Raw genomic sequence first — 19,231 nt, 5'->3', positions numbered from 1 at the left:
CCCATGAAGCGCCTGCTGAATCTTGTGTTGCCGCTGTGTTCGGCGCTGCTCTTGGCCGCCTGCGCGGTACAGACGGCGCCGATCACGCATCAGCCGATGGCGGTGCGGCCACAGCCGCAGCCGGCGCAGCTGCCAGCCGACGGCTCCATCTTCCAGGCCGCCAGCTACCAGCCGCTGTTCGAGGACAAGGTGCCGGTGCGCGTCGGCGACATCCTCACCGTCACCATCCGCGAGAACAACCGCTCCAGCAGCAAGGAAGAGACCGAGGGCGAGCGCGATTCCTCGATCAACGGCGGCATCAATGCCGGCGTGTCGCTGCCGTTCTTCCCCGGCGCCATCGAGAAGAAACTGGGCGGTGCCAGCCTGAACGGCAGTGGCAGCGCCAGCGAGAGCGGCTCCAGCAGCAATACCAACAGCAGCTCCTTCAATGCCTCCATCACCGTGACCGTGATCGACGTCTACCCGAACGGCAACCTGCTGGTCAGCGGCGAGAAGCAGATGAAGATCAACGGCGAGCATGAATTCATCCGCCTGTCCGGGGTGATCAACCCGCGCGACATCAAGCAGGGCAACAATGTCGAATCGACGCGGATGGCCGATGCCCGCATCGAGCAGATCAACCAGGGCCGCAGTCGCGCTTATAATGACACCGGCTGGCTGCAGAAAATCTTCCTGTCACTGCTGCCGTTTTAAGGGATAAGCGATGTCGCGTTTTGTCGTGGTGGTTTGCCTGGCGCTGCTGGCCGGTCCGCTGTTTGCCGCCCAGAAGATCAAGGAGCTGGCCAGCGTGGCCGGGGTGCGCTCCAACCCGTTGATCGGTTACGGCCTGGTGGTCGGCCTCGATGGCAGTGGCGACAAGGCCAGCGCCTCGCCGTTCACCGGCCAGTCGCTGGGCAATATGCTGAACCAGCTCGGTGTGCAGATCCCGCAGGGGATGAAGATCGACCCGAAGAACGTGGCCGCGGTGAGCCTGACCGCGACCCTGCCGCCGTTTGCGCGGCGCGGCCAGGCGCTGGACATCACGGTGTCGTCGATCGGCGATGCCAAGAGCCTGCGTGGCGGCACCTTGCTGCTGTCGCCGCTGAAGGGTATCGACGGCCAGATCTACGCGCTGGCACAGGGTAATGTGGTGGTCGGCGGTGCCGGCGCCGCCGCCGGGGGCAGCAAGACGCAGATCAACCACCTCAGCGTTGGCCGCATTCCGGCGGGGGCGACGGTCGAGCGCGAGTTGCCGGCCTCGCTGGGCATGGGCGACATGGTGGCGCTGCAGTTGCTGGAATCGGACTTCACCACCGCCAACCGCGTGGTGCAGGCGATCAATCGCGAGTTGGGCGGGCAGACGGCGCGGGCGCTGGACGGTCGCCAGATCGAAGTGCGGGCGCCGCAGGACAGCAATGCGCGGATCCAGTTTCTGTCGCGGCTGGAAAATATTGCCGTCGAGGCGGCAGAAGTTTCCCCCGTGGTGATCATCAATGCCCGCACCGGCTCCATCGTGATGAACAAGGCGGTACGCATCGATCCGTGCGCGATTGCCCATGGCAACCTGTCGGTGACGGTCAACAGCACCTCGACAGTGAGCCAGCCACCGCCGCTGAGCGGCGGCCAGACGGCGGTCACCCGCAAGGCCGATGTCAGTGTCAGCGCCGACGGCAGCAAGGTGGTCAACATTCCCGGCGGTGCCTCGCTGTCGGAGGTGGTCGGCGCCCTGAATTCGGTCGGCGCCACGCCGCAGGACCTGATCTCCATCCTGCAGGCGATGAAGGCCTCCGGCTCGCTGAAGGCGGAATTGCAGATCATTTGAGCGGCAAGGTTGGCCGCAAGCCAGTTGCAAGGCGATGTCCCTGACGGGCATCGCCTTTTTTGCTGGCCTGATTCTTGCTGTAGATCCGGCATCTGTGTCTGTTTAGCGTTCCTGCCATGCAAGTTTCCCGTGATGCCAGCAATCAATTAGCGATCGATCCCAATGCGACCGAGCGCTTGTCTTCCCTTGCGCGCAGCAATCCGAAGGAAGCGATCCGGCAGGTCGCCAGCCAGTTCGAGGCCATCCTGCTCAATCAGATGATGGCGTCGATGCGCAGCAACGGTTTTGACGGCGAAGAGGATTCCTCGGAGCTGGGCACCTACCGCGGCATGCTCGACCAGCAGATGGTCAACGCGATGGTGCAGGGCGGTGGTACCGGGCTGGCCGACATGCTGGCCCGTCAGATCGAGGGCGTGGCGCGGATTGACCAGGCCGCGACGCCGGCCGCCAGTAGTGGCATGCTGCCCTTGCCGGCGCTACCCGCCGCGGCGGCGAAAGCCATCCGCAAGTATGCGGAAGCTGCCGGCACCGCCACGGCGGCGCCGGCACCAGTGGCGATTCCGAGCGAGCGGCAGGCATTCGTCAGCACCCTGTTGCCGCATGCCGGCCAGGCGGCCGAGCGCCTCGGCGTGGCGCCGGAATTGCTGGTTGGCCACGCCGCGCTGGAAAGCGGCTGGGGCAGCCGCAGCATCCGCCATCCGGATGGTCGCGAGAGCTACAACCTGTTCGGCATCAAGGCCGGTGGTTCGTGGCGCGGCGAGTCGGTGGCGACCCTGACCACCGAGTACGTCGACGGCAAGCCGCGAAAGCAGGTGGAATCGTTCCGTTCCTATCCGAGCCTGCAGGCGGCATTCGACGATTACGCCAAGCTGCTGGAAGGCAGCAGCCGCTACCAGCGCGCGCTGAACCAGGGCGATAACGCGCAGGGCTTTGCCGTGGCGCTGCAGCAGGGCGGTTACGCCACCGATCCGGCGTATGCGCGCAAACTGGCCGGCGTCGCCCAGTCCCTGCTGGCACGCTAAAGTTCGGGCACCTGGCTGCCGATAAAGAACAACGGGAGAGTGAATCATGAGTGGTATTTTCAGTATCGGTATCAGTGGTCTCAATGCGGCACGCGCGGCATTGGATGTGACCAGCCACAACATCAGCAACGTCAATACCGATGGCTACAACCGCCAGCGTCTTTCCCAGAGTGCGGCGACGCCGCAGTTTGTCGGTTACGGCTATGCCGGCCGTGGTGTCGACCTGTACGCGGTATCGCGGCTGTACGACGGCTTCATGGACGAGCAGCTGCAGAATGTCACCGCGTCCAGCAGTGGTTTCCAGACCCAGGCCACCGCCCTCTCCGATATCGACAACCTGATTACCGATGGCAATGCCGGCCTCTCCAACCTGATGCAGGGTTTCTACGCCAGCCTGCAAACCCTCAGCCAGCAGCCGACCTCCATCGCTGCGCGGCAGTCGGTGATCAGCCAGGCCGAGTCGCTGTCCGGCCGTTTCCAGTCGATGAATACGCGCATGGAAGAGGTGCGTAACGGCCTGATCAACCAGATCAATACCTCGGTGGAGGGGGTCAACTCCTACGCCAGGCAGATCGCCGCCCTCAACGAGCAGATCATTTCCCTGAACCAGGGTGAGGGCCGTGCGCCCAATGACCTGCTGGACCAGCGCGATACGCTGGTACGCGACCTGAACAAGCTGATCAAGACCGACGTGGTCGAGCAGTCCGACGGCATGTATAGCGTCTACATCGGCCAGGGCCACCCGCTGGTGATCGGCGAGACCAGTTACGAAATGACCATGATGCGTGGCGCACCGGCGCAGCCGGAAGATCCGGAAGCGCCGTCACTGGGCATCAAGCTGCCGGGCACCAACAACACGGTGGTGCTCAATTCGCAGCTGATCGCCGGTGGCAGCATCGCCGGCGCCATGACCACGCTGAATTACGATGTGGCCCGCGTGCAGGCCGACCTCGGCCGCATGGCGGTTGAGTTTTCCGACGCGATGAACCGGCAGCAGGCGCTGGGTGTCGACCTGAACGGTCTGCCGGCCAGTACCCCGATGTTTGCCGACTTGACCGCCTTCCGTACCACCGCAGAGAACGCGACCACGCCGGCCGGTGAAGCCAAGGCGATGCGTGACGCCTTGCGCCGTTTTGCCGTGGCGGTGCAGGAGCCATCGCAGCTGGCGGTCGCCTCCGGCATCCAGGCTGGTGCTGCCGTGCCGGTCAACCCGGCCGAGGTGCCGGGCGGCAAGCCATCCATCTCGGCAATCTGGCAGGTGTCCAATCTGTCGCCGGCGGCCAACCCGACCCTGCCGGCGGCCCCGGCGCTGGCCTTGAACTATATTCCGGGCAATACCCCGCCGTTCGAGGCGGACTTTGGCGGCACCATCGTGCCGGTGACGCAGTCGGCAAGCCAGGCCGGCGTTTACGAATTCACCCTCGCCAGCGGCCAGCACATCGCCTTCAAGTTCGAGGGGCAAGCGGCAACCAACCAGACCATCCCGGTGACGCCACGTACCGGCGCCGCAGGCGAGTCGGCGCAGCTGGACAACGCCAACCTGCTGGAGATGGCCCGCTTGCAGACGCGGCCACTGATGGCGGCGACGCCCAACTCCACCTCGACCTTCCTGCCGGCGGTCGGCGCCGCGCGCACCGGCAGCCTGCAGTCGTTTTATGGCCAGACCGTCAGTTATGTCGGTAGCCGTACCAATGTGGTACAGGTGAGTTTGACGGCACAGGAAGCGGCGTTGCAGGAAGTAAAATTGAAGAGGGAATCGTTCTCCGGCGTCAATCTCGACGAGGAAGCGGCGAATCTTATACGCTATCAGCAGGCCTACCAGGCATCGAGCAAGGTCATCCAGGTGGCGCAGGAAATTTTCCAGTCGCTGCTGGACCTGCGTTGATAGTTTTCAGAGGATAAGGCAATGAGAGTCAGCAGCAATACCCAGTACATCATGGGCACCTATAACCTGCAAAGCAAGGGTTCCCAGCTCAACCGCCTCAACGAGCAGCTGTCGACCCTGAAACGCATCAACCGGGCATCGGATGACCCGGTGGCGGCGGCCACGCTGGTCGATATCAACCAGTCCAAGTCGATGAATACGCAGCAATCCAGCAATGCCAAGGCGGCCGCCTCGCAGCTGGCGATTACCGATACCATCCTCGGCAACGTCTCCAACACCATCATCTCGATCAAGACCCTGGCGGTGCAGGCAGGCAACACGGTGCTGACCAACGAAGACCGGCAGGCAATCCAGAACGAGATGCGCGAGAAGGTAAAAGAGCTGGTTTCCCTCGCCAACACCACCGACGGCGCGTCGAACTATATCTTCGGTGGCACCGACAAGAGCAAGCCGCCGTTTACCATGGCGGTGCAGGCGACCCCGCCACAGCTGAATATCAACTACCAGGGCAATGACCAGCGCCAGTACATGGCGATCTCGTCCAGCCGCGAGATCGCGGTGACCGAGCCCGGTTCGGTGGTGTTCGGCCGTACCTCAACTCCGGCCGGACCCGCCCCGGCAGGGCCGACCGCGGCCGGCAACGCGCTGTGGCAGTCGCTGTCGGTGTTTGACGAGGCACTATCCGCCGGCTCGGTGGACCCCAACTACGCCACCAATATTGCGACGGCCATTCAGGGGCTGGATGACGGCCTGTCGCAGGTACTGGCCAGCCGGGCCTCGCTGGGTTCGCGCATGCAGGAGACCGATTCGCTGATCGAGATGGGTGACGCCCTGAGCGTGCAATACGCGTCGCAGATCAGCAATCTGGAAGACCTGGATCTGGCCAAGGCGGTGTCCGACTTCGAGATGGCCAGAACGGCGCTGGAAGTCACGCAGAAAACCTTTTCCCAGGTGAAGAGCCTGTCCCTGTTCAACTACCTCTGATCGCGCCATGCAAACCATCCTCGCCCAGCTGATCGCTTTTGACACCACCAGTCGTGAGTCCAACCTGGCCCTGATCCGGTGGGTGCAGGACTATCTGGCGCAGTTTGGCGTGGACAGCACGCTGACTTTTTCCGATGCCGGCGACAAGGCCAACCTGTTTGCGGTGATCGGGGATCCGGCGCTGCCGATCGTGGTGTTGTCCGGGCACACTGACGTGGTGCCGGTCGACGGCCAGAGCTGGCAGAGCGCCCCTTTTATCATGAGCGAGCGCGACGGTCGTCTCTATGGTCGCGGCAGTTGCGACATGAAGGGCTTTATTGCCTGCGTGCTGTCCCTGGTCGAGGAGTGGACAAGGTTGGCCGCAGCCGGCCAGCTGCAGCGCGCCATCGGTATCGCGCTGTCTTACGACGAGGAAGTCGGTTGTCTGGGGGTCGGGCGCCTGATTGCCGACCTGCAGCAGCGACAGCTGCCGATCGAGGGCTGCATCATCGGCGAGCCGACCATGATGCGGCCGGTGATCGCCCACAAGGGCATTGCCCATTACCGTTGCCGCGTGCTCGGCCGCGCCGCGCATTCCTCGCTGACGCCCAAGGGCGTCAACGCCATCGAGTATGCCGCCAAGCTGATCGTGCACATCCGCAAGCTGGCCGATGCCGAACAGAGTTTCGGCATGCGGCAGGCACTGTATGACGTGCCGTTCACCACCTTGCAGACCGGCGTCATCCACGGTGGCACCGCGGCCAACATCGTGCCCAAGGATTGCGAGTTCGTGTTCGAGTGCCGCTGGTTGCCGGGTGACAATCACCAGCGTTTCGTCGACTCGGTGCGCGACTACGCGGCGCTGTTGAGCGCGGAAATGCAGCAGGTGGCGCCGGAGGCGGCGATCAGCTTCGAGCCGCTGGTCAACTGCCCGCCGTTCGAATCGGACGCCGACAGCAGCGTGCGCCAGCATGTCGACGCGCTGTGCCACGGTTGCCGTGGCGAGGCGGTGGCCTATACCACCGAGGCTGGCCGCTTTGCCGAGGCCGGTATTGCCGCGGTGGTGTGCGGTCCCGGTTCGATCGAGCAGGCGCACCGTCCCGACGAGTACGTCGAACTCGGCCAGCTGGCGCTGTGCCGCGACTGGCTGTTGCGGCTGACCGAGCGCCTTGTGCGCCCGGTGGGGCTGTAAGAGCCTGTTCACGATCTGCTGCGACTTGATTCCGGTGGGGCGATATGCCATTGAAAGCGGCTTCGGCATGCTTTTTATATCTGGATAAACGCCGCTTCCTCAGCCGTTTTCGCCTTGTCTCGCGTGAGCGTGCGGATCATGAACACGCTCTAAGAATCTTCTTTACTGTCTTTCGTTCCCCCTTCAAAATCCCGACCCTCCATTGCGGTGGAGAGTGATGCCCGCGCTGTTATCCACGGCGGCGGGCTTGTTGTCATTTCAAGGTGGGACAAACCATGAAACAAACTACGCAACCCGCGACACCCGCGGGTCAGGCGCGGGATGCCTTTACCAGCAGCTTCGGCGTGCTGGCGGCGACGCTCGGTTCCGCGGTCGGGCTGGGCAATATCTGGAAGTTTCCTTATGTTACCGGTGCCAATGGCGGCGCCGGTTTCCTGCTGGTCTACCTGCTGGCCACGCTGCTGGTCGGTCTGCCGGTGATGATTGCCGAGATCATGCTCGGCCGCAAAGCCAAGGCCGATGCGGTCACCACCCTGCGGGTGCTGGCGCCGGCCGGGCAATACTGGTGGCTGATCGGTGCCTCCGGGGTGCTGGCGGCGTTCCTGATCCTGTCGTTTTATTCCGAAGTGGCGGGCTGGGTGTTCGCCTATGTGTTCAAGGCCATCGGCGGCGACATCCTGAGCAAGGATCCGGCGCAGACCTCGGCCGCGTTCGGCGCGCTGGTGTCCGATCCGCTGCAGTCGCTGCTGTGGCAGTGGGGCGTGCTGCTGTTCATTGGCGGCATCCTGCTGCTGGGTGTGGCCAAGGGTATCGAGGCGGTCACCAAGAGGCTGATGCCGGTGCTGTTCATCCTGTTGCTGGTGCTGGGCGTGCGCAGCCTGATGCTGCCGGGCGCGGCGCAGGGGCTGGCCTTCCTGTTCGCCCCCGATTTTTCCAAGATCACCGCCGAAGTGGCGTTGATCGCGATGGGGCTGGCGTTCTTCAAGTTGTCGATCGGCATGGGCACCATGATGACCTATGGCAGCTATTTCCGTGACGACCAGAACATTCCTGCCACCACGGTACGGGTGATGAGCGCCGACCTGTTCGTGTCGATGCTGGCCGGTATCGTGGTGTTCCCGGCGGTGTTTACCTTCGGCTTCAAGCCGGAAGCCGGGCCGTCGCTGCTGTTCATCACCATTCCGGCGGTATTCGCCAGCATGCCGATGGGGCACCTGTTCATGGTGCTGTTCTTCGTGCTGTCGGCGGTGGCGGCCACCGGTGCCATGCTGTCGCTGCTGGAAGTGCCGGTGTCGGTGATGGTCGGCCGTTTCGGCATCAGCCGTGCCAGGGCGACGCTGATCAACCTGCTGCTGCTGGGCGTGATCGGCGCCAGCTGCGCGCTGTCCAACAGTGTGCTGGCCGACGTCAAGCTGTTCGGCATGACCTTCTTCGACTTGTTCGACTTCGTGTCATCGTCCATCCTGTTGCCGATAGGCGGCATCTTCATCTGCCTGTTCGTGTCCTGGGTATGGGGCAAGGACAAGATGATGGCGGCGCTGTCGAACGAAGGCGTGCTGCATAACCGGGTCGTGGTGCAGCTGCTGTACGGTTTGCTGAAATACGTGACCCCGCTGCTGATCCTGCTGGTGATGCTGAAGGGGCTGGGGCTGCTGTAACAGGGCGGGCAGGGGCTGCCGTATTGGCAGTCTCTGCTATAGAACAAGCAGGAGCAGGACAAGCAGAAACGGGAGAAAAAGATGGCAGGCCGATTGCTGGTTGGCACCGTTGCCGCCGCCTGCGGTGGTGCACTGGTGCTGTGGTTGCTGCTATCGCAGGAGCGCCTGCCGGTGGCGGAGTCCGTATTTCCGCCGGATCGCAATGGCGACCTGCTGCGCGACGACGTCGGCGAGCTGATCGCCGCGCGCTTCGCCGGCAATGCCGCGGCGTTTGCTGCCAGCAGCCAGCTGGCGCGGGCATGGCAGCGCGCGGTGCGGCAGACCGATCCGGCCAGGCTGGGGCCGGAGGTGACGCAGGTGCGCTACGCGATGTCCTGTGTGCTGAGCGAACACACGCTGGGCAAGGCCAAGGTCGATGCGCAGACCATGCTGCACTTCCTCGACCTGCTGCATGCGCGGATGTTCGATACCCCGGCGCGGCGGCAGCTGTGGCAGCAGTACGAACGCAGCGCCAGCCGCATTCCGCACGGGGAAACGCCGCTCAACCCCTGTCGTTTCGACATCTCGGCGATGGTGGGCTGAGCCGGTTATGCCATCAAGCAAACGTTGGCCGCAAGTGATTGCGGCCAACGTTTTTTTTATTCGCCTTTCGGACGCAGCGCGGCGAGGGCCGCCTTTTGCATTTCCAGGGTGCGGAGCTGCATCGACAGCGCGCCCAGGTTCATGGTGAGCCAGGTTTCCACCACGCGCAGCTCGGCCATGCGGCGGTCGATTTCCTCTTCGCTCATCGGTGGCAGGAACGGCTGGGCGCCCGGCGGGGTTGCGCTTTGCATCATCTGGCGGAACAGGGCGAACGGATCGGCAGGATTGAAATCGGCACTCATCGGAACCTCCACAAGGTTGGCCGCAACATAAAAAAACGGGTGAACATGACGTTCACCCGTTCAGTATAACCACTATCGGCGCTTAGCTATTTGCTTGTACATCCACCGCGGCCAGCGCCACCATGTTGACAATGCGGCGTACCGAGGAGATCGGGGTCAGGATGTGCACCGGCTTGGCCATGCCCATCAGGATCGGGCCGATGGTCACGCCGTCGGACGCCGAAACGCGCAGCAGGTTGTAGCTGATGTTGGCCGCTTCCACGTTTGGCATCACCAGCAGGTTGGCGGCGCCCTTCAGCGTGCTGTCCGGCATCGCCTGCTGGCGGATGCTTTCGATCAGCGCGGCATCGCCCTGCATTTCGCCGTCGATTTCCAGTTCCGGATGCGCTTCCTGCACCAGAGCCAGCGCGTCGCGCATTTTGCAGGCGCCTTCCGAGTTCCAGGTGCCGAAGCTGGAGTTGGACAGCAGGGCCACTTTCGGGTTGATGCCGAAGCGGCGTACCGACTGTGCCGCCATCTCGGTGATGGCTGCCAGCTGCTGCGCGTCCGGGTTCGGGTTCACGTAGGTGTCGGCGATGAAGATGTTGCCGGTCGGCAGGATCAGCGCGTTCATGGCACCGGCGACCTTGTCCTGGCGGGCGTAGCCGATCACGTTCTCGATGATGTCGAAGTGCTGGCGATACGGGCCATAGGTACCGCAGATCATCGCATCCGCTTCACCGCGGCGTACCATCAGCGCACCGATCAGGGTGGTGTTGCCGATCACGCGGCGACGCGCCTGTTCCTGCGATACGCCTTTGCGCTTGCTCAGCTCGTAATACTCTTTCCAGTAGTCGGCAAAGCGCGGATCGGATTCGTTGTTGACCAGTTCGAAGTCAACGCCGATTTCTATCTTCAGACCCAGCTTTTCGATACGCTTCTCGATCACGGAAGGACGGCCGATCAGGATCGGGAAGGCCAGACCTTGCGAGATGATTTCCTGGGTGGCGTGCAGCACGCGCTCGTCTTCACCTTCGGCCATTACCACGCGGGCCTTGGCTTTCTTGGCCTGGGTGAATACCGGCTTCATGAACAGGTTGGTCTTGTACACGAACTGCGCCAGCTGCTCGACATAGGCATCCATGTCGGCGATCGGACGGGTGGCCACGCCGGAATCCATCGCCGCCTGGGCAACGGCCGGAGCGATCTTCACGATCAGGCGCGGGTCGAACGGTTTCGGAATCAGGTATTCCGGGCCGAACGACAGTTCCTGGTCGCCGTAAGCGGTGGCCACCACGTCGTTCTGCTCCGCCATCGCCAGGTCGGCAATCGCGCGCACGCAGGCCAGCTTCATCTCTTCGTTGATGGTGGTGGCGCCCACGTCCAGCGCACCACGGAAGATGAACGGGAAGCACAGTACGTTGTTGACCTGGTTCGGGTAGTCGGAACGGCCGGTACCGATGATGGCGTCCGGGCGGACTTCCTTGACCAGCGGTGGCAGGATTTCCGGTTCCGGGTTGGCCATGGCGAGGATCAGCGGGTTGGCTGCCATCGACTTGACCATGTCCTGGGTGACCAGTTTCGGGCCGGACAGGCCGAGGAAGATGTCGGCGCCGACCATGGCGTCGGCCAGTTTGCGCTGACCGTTGTCCTTGATCGCGAAGCGCTTCTTCGATTCGTCCATCTTGTCGTCGCGGTTTTCAAAGATCACGCCTTTGGAATCGCAAACGGTCACGTTTTCACGCTTGATGCCCAGAGCCACCATCAGCTCCAGGCAGGCAATGGCGGCCGCACCGGCGCCGGAGGCGACCACGCGGACATTGCCGATTTCCTTGTTGATCAGGCGCAGTGCGTTCAGGACTGCGGCGGCGGCGACGATGGCGGTACCGTGCTGGTCATCGTGGAACACCGGGATGCCCATGCGTTCGCGGCACTTCTTCTCGATGTAGAAGCATTCCGGCGCCTTGATGTCTTCCAGGTTGATGCCGCCGAAAGTCGGTTCCATCGCGCAGATGATGTCGACCAGCTTGTCCGGGTCGTTCTCGGCCAGTTCGATGTCGAATACGTCGATGCCGGCGAACTTCTTGAACAGCACGCCTTTACCTTCCATCACCGGCTTGCCGGCCAGCGGGCCGATGTTGCCCAGGCCCAGCACGGCGGTGCCGTTGGTAACCACGGCCACCAGGTTGCCACGGGCGGTGTACTTGTAGGCGTTCAGCGGGTCTTCCACGATTGCGTCGCAAGGTGCTGCCACACCTGGCGAGTAGGCAAGGGCCAGGTCGCGCTGGGTGGCCAGCGGCTTGGTAGGGGCGACCTGGATCTTGCCCGGCTGTGGAAACTGGTGGAAATCGAGTGCGGCTTGACGCAGTTGCTCGTCCATTCTGTTGGCTCCTGATTATTATTTCATGAGGGTGTGGAGAGGGTTGACATTATAGGGCCAACCCTTAGTTGCGGGCTATGCCGTGTCCGACAAAAAACGCGATGGAGAGGTTCCATCGCGTTTTTGCGGCCAAGGTGCTTGTTACATCATGCCCAGGGTCTTGGGCAGCCACAGCGAAATCATCGGTACATAGGTGACCAGGCCAAGGAAAGCCAGCATGGTCAGCAGCCACGGCCATACCGCCACCGTCAGCTCGGTGATGCCCATCTTGGTGATGCCGGAGGCGACGTACAGGTTCAGCCCCACCGGCGGATGGCACATGCCGACTTCCATGTTGACCACGATCAGGATGCCGAAGTGCACCGGGTCGATGCCCAGCTGCATCGCCACCGGGAACAGGATCGGCGCGAAGATCAGCACGATCGACGACGGTTCCATCACGTTGCCGGCCAGCAGCAGGATCACGTTCACCGCCAGCAGGAAGGCGATCGGGCCGAGGCCTGCATCAATCAATGACCCTGCCATCGCCTGCGGGATGCCTTCGCTGGTCATCAGGAACGAGAACAGCACCGCGTTGGTGATGATGTACAGCAGCATCGCCGACATGCTGGCCGAATCGAGCAGCACCTTCGGCACCTGCTTCAGCGTCAGGTCCTTGTAGATGAACACGGCGACGATGAAGGCGTACACCGCCGACATCGCGGCGGCCTCGGTCGGGGTGAAGATGCCGGTGTAGATGCCGCCGATCACCACCACGATCAGGAACAGGCCCCACATCGACTCGCGCAGCGCCTTGACGCGTTGCTTGAAGGAGGCTTTCGGCAGGCGCGGGTAGTTGAACTTGCGCGCACGGTACCAGGTGGTGAGGCCGAGGAAGGTGGCCAGCATCAGCCCCGGGATCACGCCGGCCATGAACAGCTGGCCGACCGAGGTGTTGGTCGCGACCGAGTACATCACCATCACGATGGACGGCGGGATCAGGATGCCCAGTGCGCCGGAGGTGGTGATGACACCGGCGCCGAAGCTGTTGGGGAAGCCCTGTTTCACCATCGCCGGCAGCAGGATGGAGCCGATGGCGACCACGGTGGCCGGGCTGGAACCCGATACCGCGGCAAACAGCGCGCAGGCCACCACGCCGGCGAGGCCGAGGCCGCCGTGCCAGTGGCCGACCATCGACGAGGCGAAGTTGATCATGCGCCGCGCCACCCCGCCGTGGGTGAGGAAGTTACCGGCAAGGATGAAGAACGGAATGGCCATGATCTCGAACTTCTCGATACCGGTGAACAGCTTCAGCGCCACCGCCTCGATCGGCACGTCGGTCATGGTGAACAGGAAGGTCAGCACGGTGAGGCCGAGCGAGATGGAGATCGGCATGCCGGTCAGCATCAGCACCAGCAGCAGGCCGAAAATGATGAGGGCGCTCATTGCTTGCCTCCTTTGTTGGCTACGTCATGCGGGTGCAGGTTGTCGTCCAGCGCGAACCAGTTGCTGTCTTCGGTGACATCGTCCATGCCTTCGACATGGCTGTGGTCGTGTTTCGGCAGTACGCCGGTCTTGAGGAAGTTGACCATCACCTGCAGGAAGCGGAAGCACATCAGGTAGGAGCCGCAGGGCACTGCGAGGTAGACCAGCCACATCGGCACTTCCAGGTCGGCCGAGGTTTGCTCGGTATGGCCGATTTCCCAGACAAAGGTGGCGCCCAGGGTGCCGACGATGCCGGTGAACAGCGCGCCGGCGAGCAGGCCGATGACGATGAACTTGGCGCGGTTGTTGTCGGACAGCTTGTTGATCAGCACGTCGACGCCGACGTGGATGCCGGTGCGCACGCCGTAGGCGGCACCGAACTTGGCCATCCACACGAACAGGTAGATGGTCAGTTCCTGTGCCCAGCTGGTATGGATATCGGCAAGCAGGGGTTGAAGCAGCTCGATGCCGCTCCCGTAACGGTGCACGACGGCGAAGAAGGTGATCAGCGTCGCGGCGGCCATCAGGGTGGCGATCAGCCACTCCTCGAGGTGGTCGAGGAATTTCATGATAGTGACTCCGGTTAAGACAAAGGTTGGCCGCATGCCATGCTGCGGGATGCGGCCAACCTTCAGTCAGTCAGGTGCGGTTCAGTTCGGGGTGTAGCCGGTCTGCTTGTAGATCAGCTGTACCAGGCCTTCGCCGATGCGGTCGTCCATCTTGGTGTGAACCGGAGTCAGGGCTTTCTTGAAGGCGGCGCGTTCTGCCGCAGTCGGGATGTAGACCTGGGTTTTGCCGGAGGCCTTGATCTTGGCCAGATCGCTTTCGTTTTCCTGCTGCGCAATCTTGTTGGCGTAGACGGTGGCTTCCTTCATCGCGCCATCCAGCGTGGTGCGGATGTCGGCCGGCAGGCCGTCCCAGAACTTCTTGTTGACGATCACGGCGTAGCCGAGATAGCCGTGGTTGGTCACCGTGGCGTGCTTCTGCACTTCGTGCATCTTCTGCGTCAGCATGTTGGACGGCGGGTTCTCGGTACCGTCCACCACGCCGGTCTGCAGCGCCTGGTAGGTCTCGGAGAAGGCCATCACCTGCGGCAGGGCGCCGAGGGCGCGCATTTCTTCTTCCAGCACTTTGGACGACTGGATGCGCATCTTCAGGCCCTTGAAGTCGGCCGGCGACTTCAGCGGCTTGTTGGCGGAGAAGATCTTGAAGCCGTTATCCCAGTAGGCGAGGCCCTTGATGCCCTTGTTCTCGAGCTTGGCCAGCAGTTGCATGCCGATCGGGCCCTGGGTCACCTTGTGCAGTTCGTCGTAGCTGTCGAAGATGTACGGCAGGTCGAAGACCTCGAATTCCTTGGCGCCCAGCGGGCCGAACTTGGCCAGGCTTGGAGCCAGCATCTGTACCGCGCCCAGCTGCAGCGCTTCCAGTTCTTCCTTGTCCTTGTACAGCTGGCTGTTCGGGAATACCTGTACCTGTACGCGGCCCTTGGTACGGGTTTCGGCCAGCTTCTTGAAGTATTCGGCGGCCTTGCCTTTCGGCGTGTCCTGCGCCACCACGTGGCTGAATTTGATGACGAAATCAGCGGCGTGGGCGGCGCCAGCGAAGCCGAAGGTGGCCCCGATTACAAGGGCTGCATATTTCAGTTTCATCTCGGTACTCTCCTGTTATTTGTCGTGTTGTGCGTGTTATCGTCCGTGTCAGACAAACGGACTGTCCGCCACATCAACATTAGTTCCCGCAATGGGGGCTGACCATTGGGGACTTCCGCATTGGGGTTTTCCCTAGTGATTGATGCTGTTTGCCCTGGTTGCCCGTATGCAATTGATAGCTACTCCCCCGTTGAAATCGTCGCCCCGCCTGCTGTGGCTGGGGGTGATCCTGACCCTGGCCGCCTTGCTGGCGGCGCTGGCCGGTCTCTATTCCGTGGTCTACCGCGACTGGGTCGACGAGCAGCGCGACAGCCTGGTGCAGGAGCTGCTGTGGCTGGAGCAGAGCCTGCGCCTGCATCTGGAGGGGCACCAGCAAACGGTGGAGAGCATGACGCCGGACCTGCAGGGCGGCGCAGCCGGGCAGCAGCGTTTTGTCGCCGCCGCCAGCCTGCTGCGGCGCGAGAGCCGCGAGATTGCCGAGGTGCAGTGGGTAGACGGCCGCGGTCGCGTGCTGCTCGACGGCAGCGGCATGGCCAATGGCGGCCAGCAACTCGAAGGCGGCAGCTACGACGCCTTGTGGCGTGCAGAGCGCCTGAAGCGGCCGGTGTTCGGCACGCCGTATCGTGCCGCGGACGGCAAATACCGTTTCGATCTGGCGGTGCCGGTGCTGGTGCACGGCCGCTATCAGGGCGGGGTGCGCATCGTCTATGACATGGCGGCGCTGCTGCACCACCAGGTGCCGTGGTGGATCGCCTCGCAATACCACATCAGTGTGGTGGACCTGGACGGCAAGGCGCTGGCCAGCAAGTTCGAGCAGACGCCGCCGCAGAACACGCTGTTCCACCAGATCAGTTTCGATCCCCCCGGCTACGGCCTCAGCCTGCGCGCGGTCAGCTACCGCGCCGGTGTCGGGCTGGCGCTGCCGGTACTGTCCAGTTTCATCGGCCTGCTGACGCTGGCGCTGCTGTATTCGCTGTGGCGCATCCGTGGCCACGTGCGCGAGCGGGCGCAGGCGGAAAAGGCGCTGCAACACGAGATGATCCTGCGCCAGGCGATCGAGAACAGCATGAAAAGCGGACTGCTGGCGCTGGACCTGCGCGGCCAGATCGTGCACGTCAACCGCGCCTTTTGCGAGCTGACCGGGCTGGACAGCGCCGAGCTGGTCGGCCAGTCGCCGCCGTATTCCTTCTGGCCGCAGGAGGAGGGGGCGCTGCTGCAGGCGGCGATGCAGGCGGTGCTGGGCGGCGAATTGCCGGAACACGGCTTCGAACTGCCGTTCTGCCATTGCGACGGCGAACGTTTCGAGGTGCGCTTCTACGCCACGCCGCTGCGCGGCAATGACGGCCGCCACACCGGTTGGGTGGCGTCGCTGTACGACATCACCGAGCTGAAGAAAAAGCGGCTGGCTCTCAACTATTCGCACCAGCGCTTCCTGTCGGTGCTCAACGGCCTCGATGTCGGCCTGTGCGTGACCGACGGCGCCAGCTCGCAACTGCTATACGCCAACCCGGCCTTCGCCGAGATGTGGGCGCAGTTCGAGCCGGCGGGGCTGTATTGTCCGATGCTGCCGGGGCTGGCCGGCGCGGCACCGGCGGATCGCGTGTCGCTGGAGTTTTCGCCGGACCACGACGAGCACTGGTTCCAGCTGCAGTACCGCAAGATCAGCTGGGTCAACGAGGAGGAGGCGTGGCTGGCGATGCTGGTCGATGTCACCGAACAGCGCCAGCGCGACGAGCGGGCGCGGACGCAGGACGAGCGCTTCCAGACCACCTCGCGCCTGATCGCGATGGGCGAGATGGCGTCCAGCCTGGCGCACGAGCTGAACCAGCCGCTGACCGCCATTTCCACCTACGCCGCCGGGGTGTCGCGGCGGCTACCGGAGGCGGTGCAGCAGCAGCACGGCGTGCTGGAGGCGATCCAGGCCATCGTGCAGCAGGCGCGCCGCGCCGGGCAGATCGTCAACAGCATCCGCGCCTTCGTCAAAAAGCACGCGCCACAGCTAGAGAATGCCGATCCCGATCTGGCGGTGTCGCGCGCCCATGCGCTGGCGCTGCCGCTGGCGGAGAAATACGGCGCCCAGCTGTTGTGGGAGCCGGGCGGCAAGCCGGTGACGGTGCAGATGGATCCGGTGCTGATTGAGCAGGTGCTGCTCAACCTGATCAAGAATGCGGTGGAGGCGATGCGCGAGGCCGACGTGCGGCGGCCGCTGGTGGCGATCCGTACCGAGGCCGGCGAACGCTTCTGGCGGGTGGAGGTCAGCGACAGCGGGCCGGGGCTGGCGCAGGAGGTGAAGGACAACCTGTTTACGCCGTTCTATTCCACCAAGCCGGACGGGATGGGCATCGGCCTCAATATCTGCCGCTCCATCGTCGAATTCCACCACGGCGAATTCGGCGTTAGCGACACGCTGGCCGGCGGCTGCGTGTTCTGGTTCACCCTGCCGCTGTCCGGCCACAACGGCGCGCAGTAGCCGGACGAGGGCAAAGGTTGGCCGCAACGGCTGCGGCCAACCTTGTGCTTCAGCCTGCCGGCGTCAGCACGGTATCGTGGCAGTCGGCGTCGGTCTGCGGATAGTCGCGGCTGAAGTGCAGGCCACGGCTCTCCTTGCGCAGCAGGGCAGAGCGCACGATCAGCTCGGCGGTCTGCACCAGGTTGCGCAGCTCGATCAGGTCGTTGGTGACGTGGAAGTGGCTGTAGTACTCGTTGATCTCTTCCGACAGCAGATTGATGCGGTGCAGCGCCCGCTCCAGCCGCTTGTTGGTGCGCACGATGCCGACGTAGTCCCACATTGCGCGGCGCAGCTCGTCCCAGTTGTGCGAGATCACCACTTCCTCATCCGGATCGGTGACGCGGCTGTCGTCCCAGTCCGGAATCGCCGGCAGTGGCACCGTCTTCGACGCCACGATATTGGCCGCGGCCGCCTTGCCGATCACCATGCACTCCAGCAGCGAGTTGCTGGCCAGACGGTTGGCACCGTGCAAACCGGTGCAGGCGACTTCGCCGACCGCGTACAGGCCGTCGACATCGGTGCGCCCTTCCAGATCGGTGACCAGGCCGCCGCAGGTATAGTGCGCCGCCGGTACCACCGGAATCGGCTGCTGGGTGATATCGATGCCCAGCTCCAGGCAATGCGCGTAGATATTGGGGAAGTGCTCCTGGATGAAGCTGGCCGGCTTGTAGGAAATGTCCAGATAGACGCAGTCGAGGCCGTGCTTCTTCATTTCGAAGTCGATGGCGCGTGCCACTACGTCGCGCGGTGCCAGCTCGGCGCGCTCGTCGTGCTGCGGCATGAAGCGGGTGCCGTCCGGCAGGCGCAGGATGCCGCCTTCGCCGCGTACCGCCTCCGACACCAGGAACGACTTGGTGTGCGGGTGATACAGGCAGGTCGGGTGGAACTGGATGAATTCCATATTGCCGACCCGGCAGCCGGCACGCCAGCCCATGGCAATGCCGTCGCCGGTGGCGGTATCCGGATTGGTGGTATAGAGGTAGACCTTGCCGGCGCCGCCGGAGGCGAGGATGGTATGGTTGGCCGCAATGGTCACCACCTCGTCCAGATCCTTGTCCAGCGCGTAGGCGCCATAGCAGCGGTTTTCGCTGCGCCCCAGCTTCTTGCCGGTGATCAGGTCAACCGCAATATGGTTTTCCAGTACGCGGATACGCGGGTGGGCCTTGATCTTCTGGCCAAGGGTGGACGTTACCGCCGCACCGGTGGCATCGGCGGCATGGATGATGCGGCGATGACTGTGGCCGCCCTCGCGGGTCAGGTGAAAGCCGGTCTGGTGGCTGGCGTCCTTGGTGAACGGCACGCCGAGGTCCACCAGCCAGTCGATGGCATCCTTCGAGTTCTCGACGATGAAGCGGGTGGTTTCTTCATTACATAGCCCGGCGCCGGCGATCAGCGTGTCATCGATATGCTTGGCGACCGAATCGCCGGTGTCCAGCACCGCGGCAATGCCGCCCTGCGCATAAGAAGAACTGCCCTCCAGCAAATCCCGCTTGGTGATCAGGCCGACCTCGTAATGCTCGGCCAGATGCAGCGCCAGGGTCATGCCGGCCAGGCCGCTACCAATAATCAGGACATCAAACTTCAGTGTTGTCATTGTCGAATCGCTCTGAAACCGTGGTGAAAGCACACGCTGAAACAAAAAAGCAAGATTAGCAGAATCGCCCATCGCGTGCTGCGTCACGCCAAAGAATCATTGCGGCCAACCTTTTGCATTTTTCTTGACGCTGCGGTGTTTTTGAAATCAAGGGCTTGCCGCTTTTGTGTCGGAAATTGTGTTTGCGGGTGTTGACGCGGCTGGCGGGCTTCGCTATAGTTCGCCTCCTCAGCTGACGCCGAAAACGAAAC

At 63.3% G+C, this 19,231-nt stretch carries 15 protein-coding genes; 9 read left to right on the top strand and 6 right to left on the bottom strand.

Translation table 11 applies throughout. The annotated features are described in order from the left end of the window. Positions 1 to 3: 3 nt before the first annotated feature. From ACG97_RS08945 to ACG97_RS08910, 8 genes are all read left to right on the top strand, one after another. Complete coding sequence (locus tag ACG97_RS08945) at positions 4 to 693, top strand: flagellar basal body L-ring protein FlgH (protein WP_047967014.1); 690 nt, start codon at positions 4 to 6, stop codon at positions 691 to 693. A gap of 10 nt (positions 694 to 703) precedes the next feature. Further along, positions 704 to 1,801 (top strand): flagellar basal body P-ring protein FlgI, encoded by a 1,098-nt coding sequence (locus tag ACG97_RS08940; protein WP_047967013.1) that lies wholly within the window; start codon positions 704 to 706, stop codon positions 1,799 to 1,801. 116 nt (positions 1,802 to 1,917) lie between these two features. Next, positions 1,918 to 2,823: a flagellar assembly peptidoglycan hydrolase FlgJ gene (gene flgJ, locus ACG97_RS08935; RefSeq protein WP_047967012.1), complete on the top strand. Its 906-nt coding sequence runs from the start codon at positions 1,918 to 1,920 to the stop codon at positions 2,821 to 2,823. 46 nt (positions 2,824 to 2,869) lie between these two features. Beyond that, positions 2,870 to 4,708 carry a flagellar hook-associated protein FlgK gene (gene flgK, locus ACG97_RS08930; protein WP_082133707.1) on the top strand — a complete coding sequence of 613 codons (1,839 nt, stop codon included), beginning with the start codon at positions 2,870 to 2,872 and terminating at the stop codon, positions 4,706 to 4,708. A 21-nt stretch (positions 4,709 to 4,729) separates the two neighbouring features. Continuing rightward, complete coding sequence (gene flgL / locus ACG97_RS08925) at positions 4,730 to 5,692, top strand: flagellar hook-associated protein FlgL (protein WP_047967010.1); 963 nt, start codon at positions 4,730 to 4,732, stop codon at positions 5,690 to 5,692. A gap of 7 nt (positions 5,693 to 5,699) precedes the next feature. Further along, complete coding sequence (gene argE / locus ACG97_RS08920; RefSeq protein WP_047967009.1) at positions 5,700 to 6,863, top strand: acetylornithine deacetylase; 1,164 nt, start codon at positions 5,700 to 5,702, stop codon at positions 6,861 to 6,863. 275 nt (positions 6,864 to 7,138) lie between these two features. Continuing rightward, entirely contained in the window at positions 7,139 to 8,521 is a 1,383-nt protein-coding gene (locus ACG97_RS08915; protein ID WP_047967008.1) for a sodium-dependent transporter, read from the top strand. Positions 8,522 to 8,602: 81 nt separating this feature from the next. Further along, positions 8,603 to 9,103 (top strand): hypothetical protein, encoded by a 501-nt coding sequence (locus tag ACG97_RS08910; RefSeq protein ID WP_156168004.1) that lies wholly within the window; start codon positions 8,603 to 8,605, stop codon positions 9,101 to 9,103. Positions 9,104 to 9,159: 56 nt separating this feature from the next. Here the strand turns inward: ACG97_RS08910 and ACG97_RS08905 are convergent, their stop codons facing one another. The 5 genes from ACG97_RS08905 to ACG97_RS08885 form a co-directional block, all read right to left on the bottom strand. Beyond that, positions 9,160 to 9,405, bottom strand: a complete 246-nt coding sequence (locus tag ACG97_RS08905; RefSeq protein ID WP_047967006.1) for a PhaM family polyhydroxyalkanoate granule multifunctional regulatory protein — start codon at positions 9,403 to 9,405, stop codon at positions 9,160 to 9,162. A gap of 82 nt (positions 9,406 to 9,487) precedes the next feature. Further along, positions 9,488 to 11,764, bottom strand: a complete 2,277-nt coding sequence (locus tag ACG97_RS08900) for an NADP-dependent malic enzyme (protein ID WP_047967005.1) — start codon at positions 11,762 to 11,764, stop codon at positions 9,488 to 9,490. Positions 11,765 to 11,905: 141 nt separating this feature from the next. After that, on the bottom strand, positions 11,906 to 13,189 hold the full coding sequence (locus tag ACG97_RS08895) for a TRAP transporter large permease (RefSeq protein ID WP_047967004.1): 1,284 nt from the start codon (positions 13,187 to 13,189) through the stop codon (positions 11,906 to 11,908). After that, positions 13,186 to 13,797 carry a TRAP transporter small permease gene (locus tag ACG97_RS08890; protein ID WP_047967003.1) on the bottom strand — a complete coding sequence of 204 codons (612 nt, stop codon included), beginning with the start codon at positions 13,795 to 13,797 and terminating at the stop codon, positions 13,186 to 13,188. Before ACG97_RS08890 ends, ACG97_RS08895 begins: the two co-directional genes overlap by 4 nt. Positions 13,798 to 13,878: 81 nt before the next feature. Further along, entirely contained in the window at positions 13,879 to 14,877 is a 999-nt protein-coding gene (locus ACG97_RS08885; RefSeq protein WP_047967002.1) for a TRAP transporter substrate-binding protein, read from the bottom strand. A 166-nt stretch (positions 14,878 to 15,043) separates the two neighbouring features. Between ACG97_RS08885 and ACG97_RS08880 the strand changes: the two genes are divergently transcribed. Next, positions 15,044 to 17,347, top strand: coding sequence for a PAS domain S-box protein (locus ACG97_RS08880; RefSeq protein WP_156168003.1), 2,304 nt, complete (start codon positions 15,044 to 15,046; stop codon positions 17,345 to 17,347). 49 nt (positions 17,348 to 17,396) lie between these two features. Here ACG97_RS08880 and nadB read toward each other — a convergent pair whose 3' ends face one another. Beyond that, complete coding sequence (gene nadB / locus ACG97_RS08875) at positions 17,397 to 18,980, bottom strand: L-aspartate oxidase (protein WP_047967001.1); 1,584 nt, start codon at positions 18,978 to 18,980, stop codon at positions 17,397 to 17,399. Positions 18,981 to 19,231: the final 251 nt, after the last annotated feature.

Origin of the sequence: Vogesella sp. EB (genome assembly GCF_001037925.1) — a bacterium.
GTDB classification, from domain to species: Bacteria; Pseudomonadota; Gammaproteobacteria; order Burkholderiales; family Chromobacteriaceae; genus Vogesella; species Vogesella indigofera.
The sequence above is the reverse complement of the archived record's forward strand: the minus strand, read 5'-3'. Positions and strand labels throughout refer to the sequence as shown.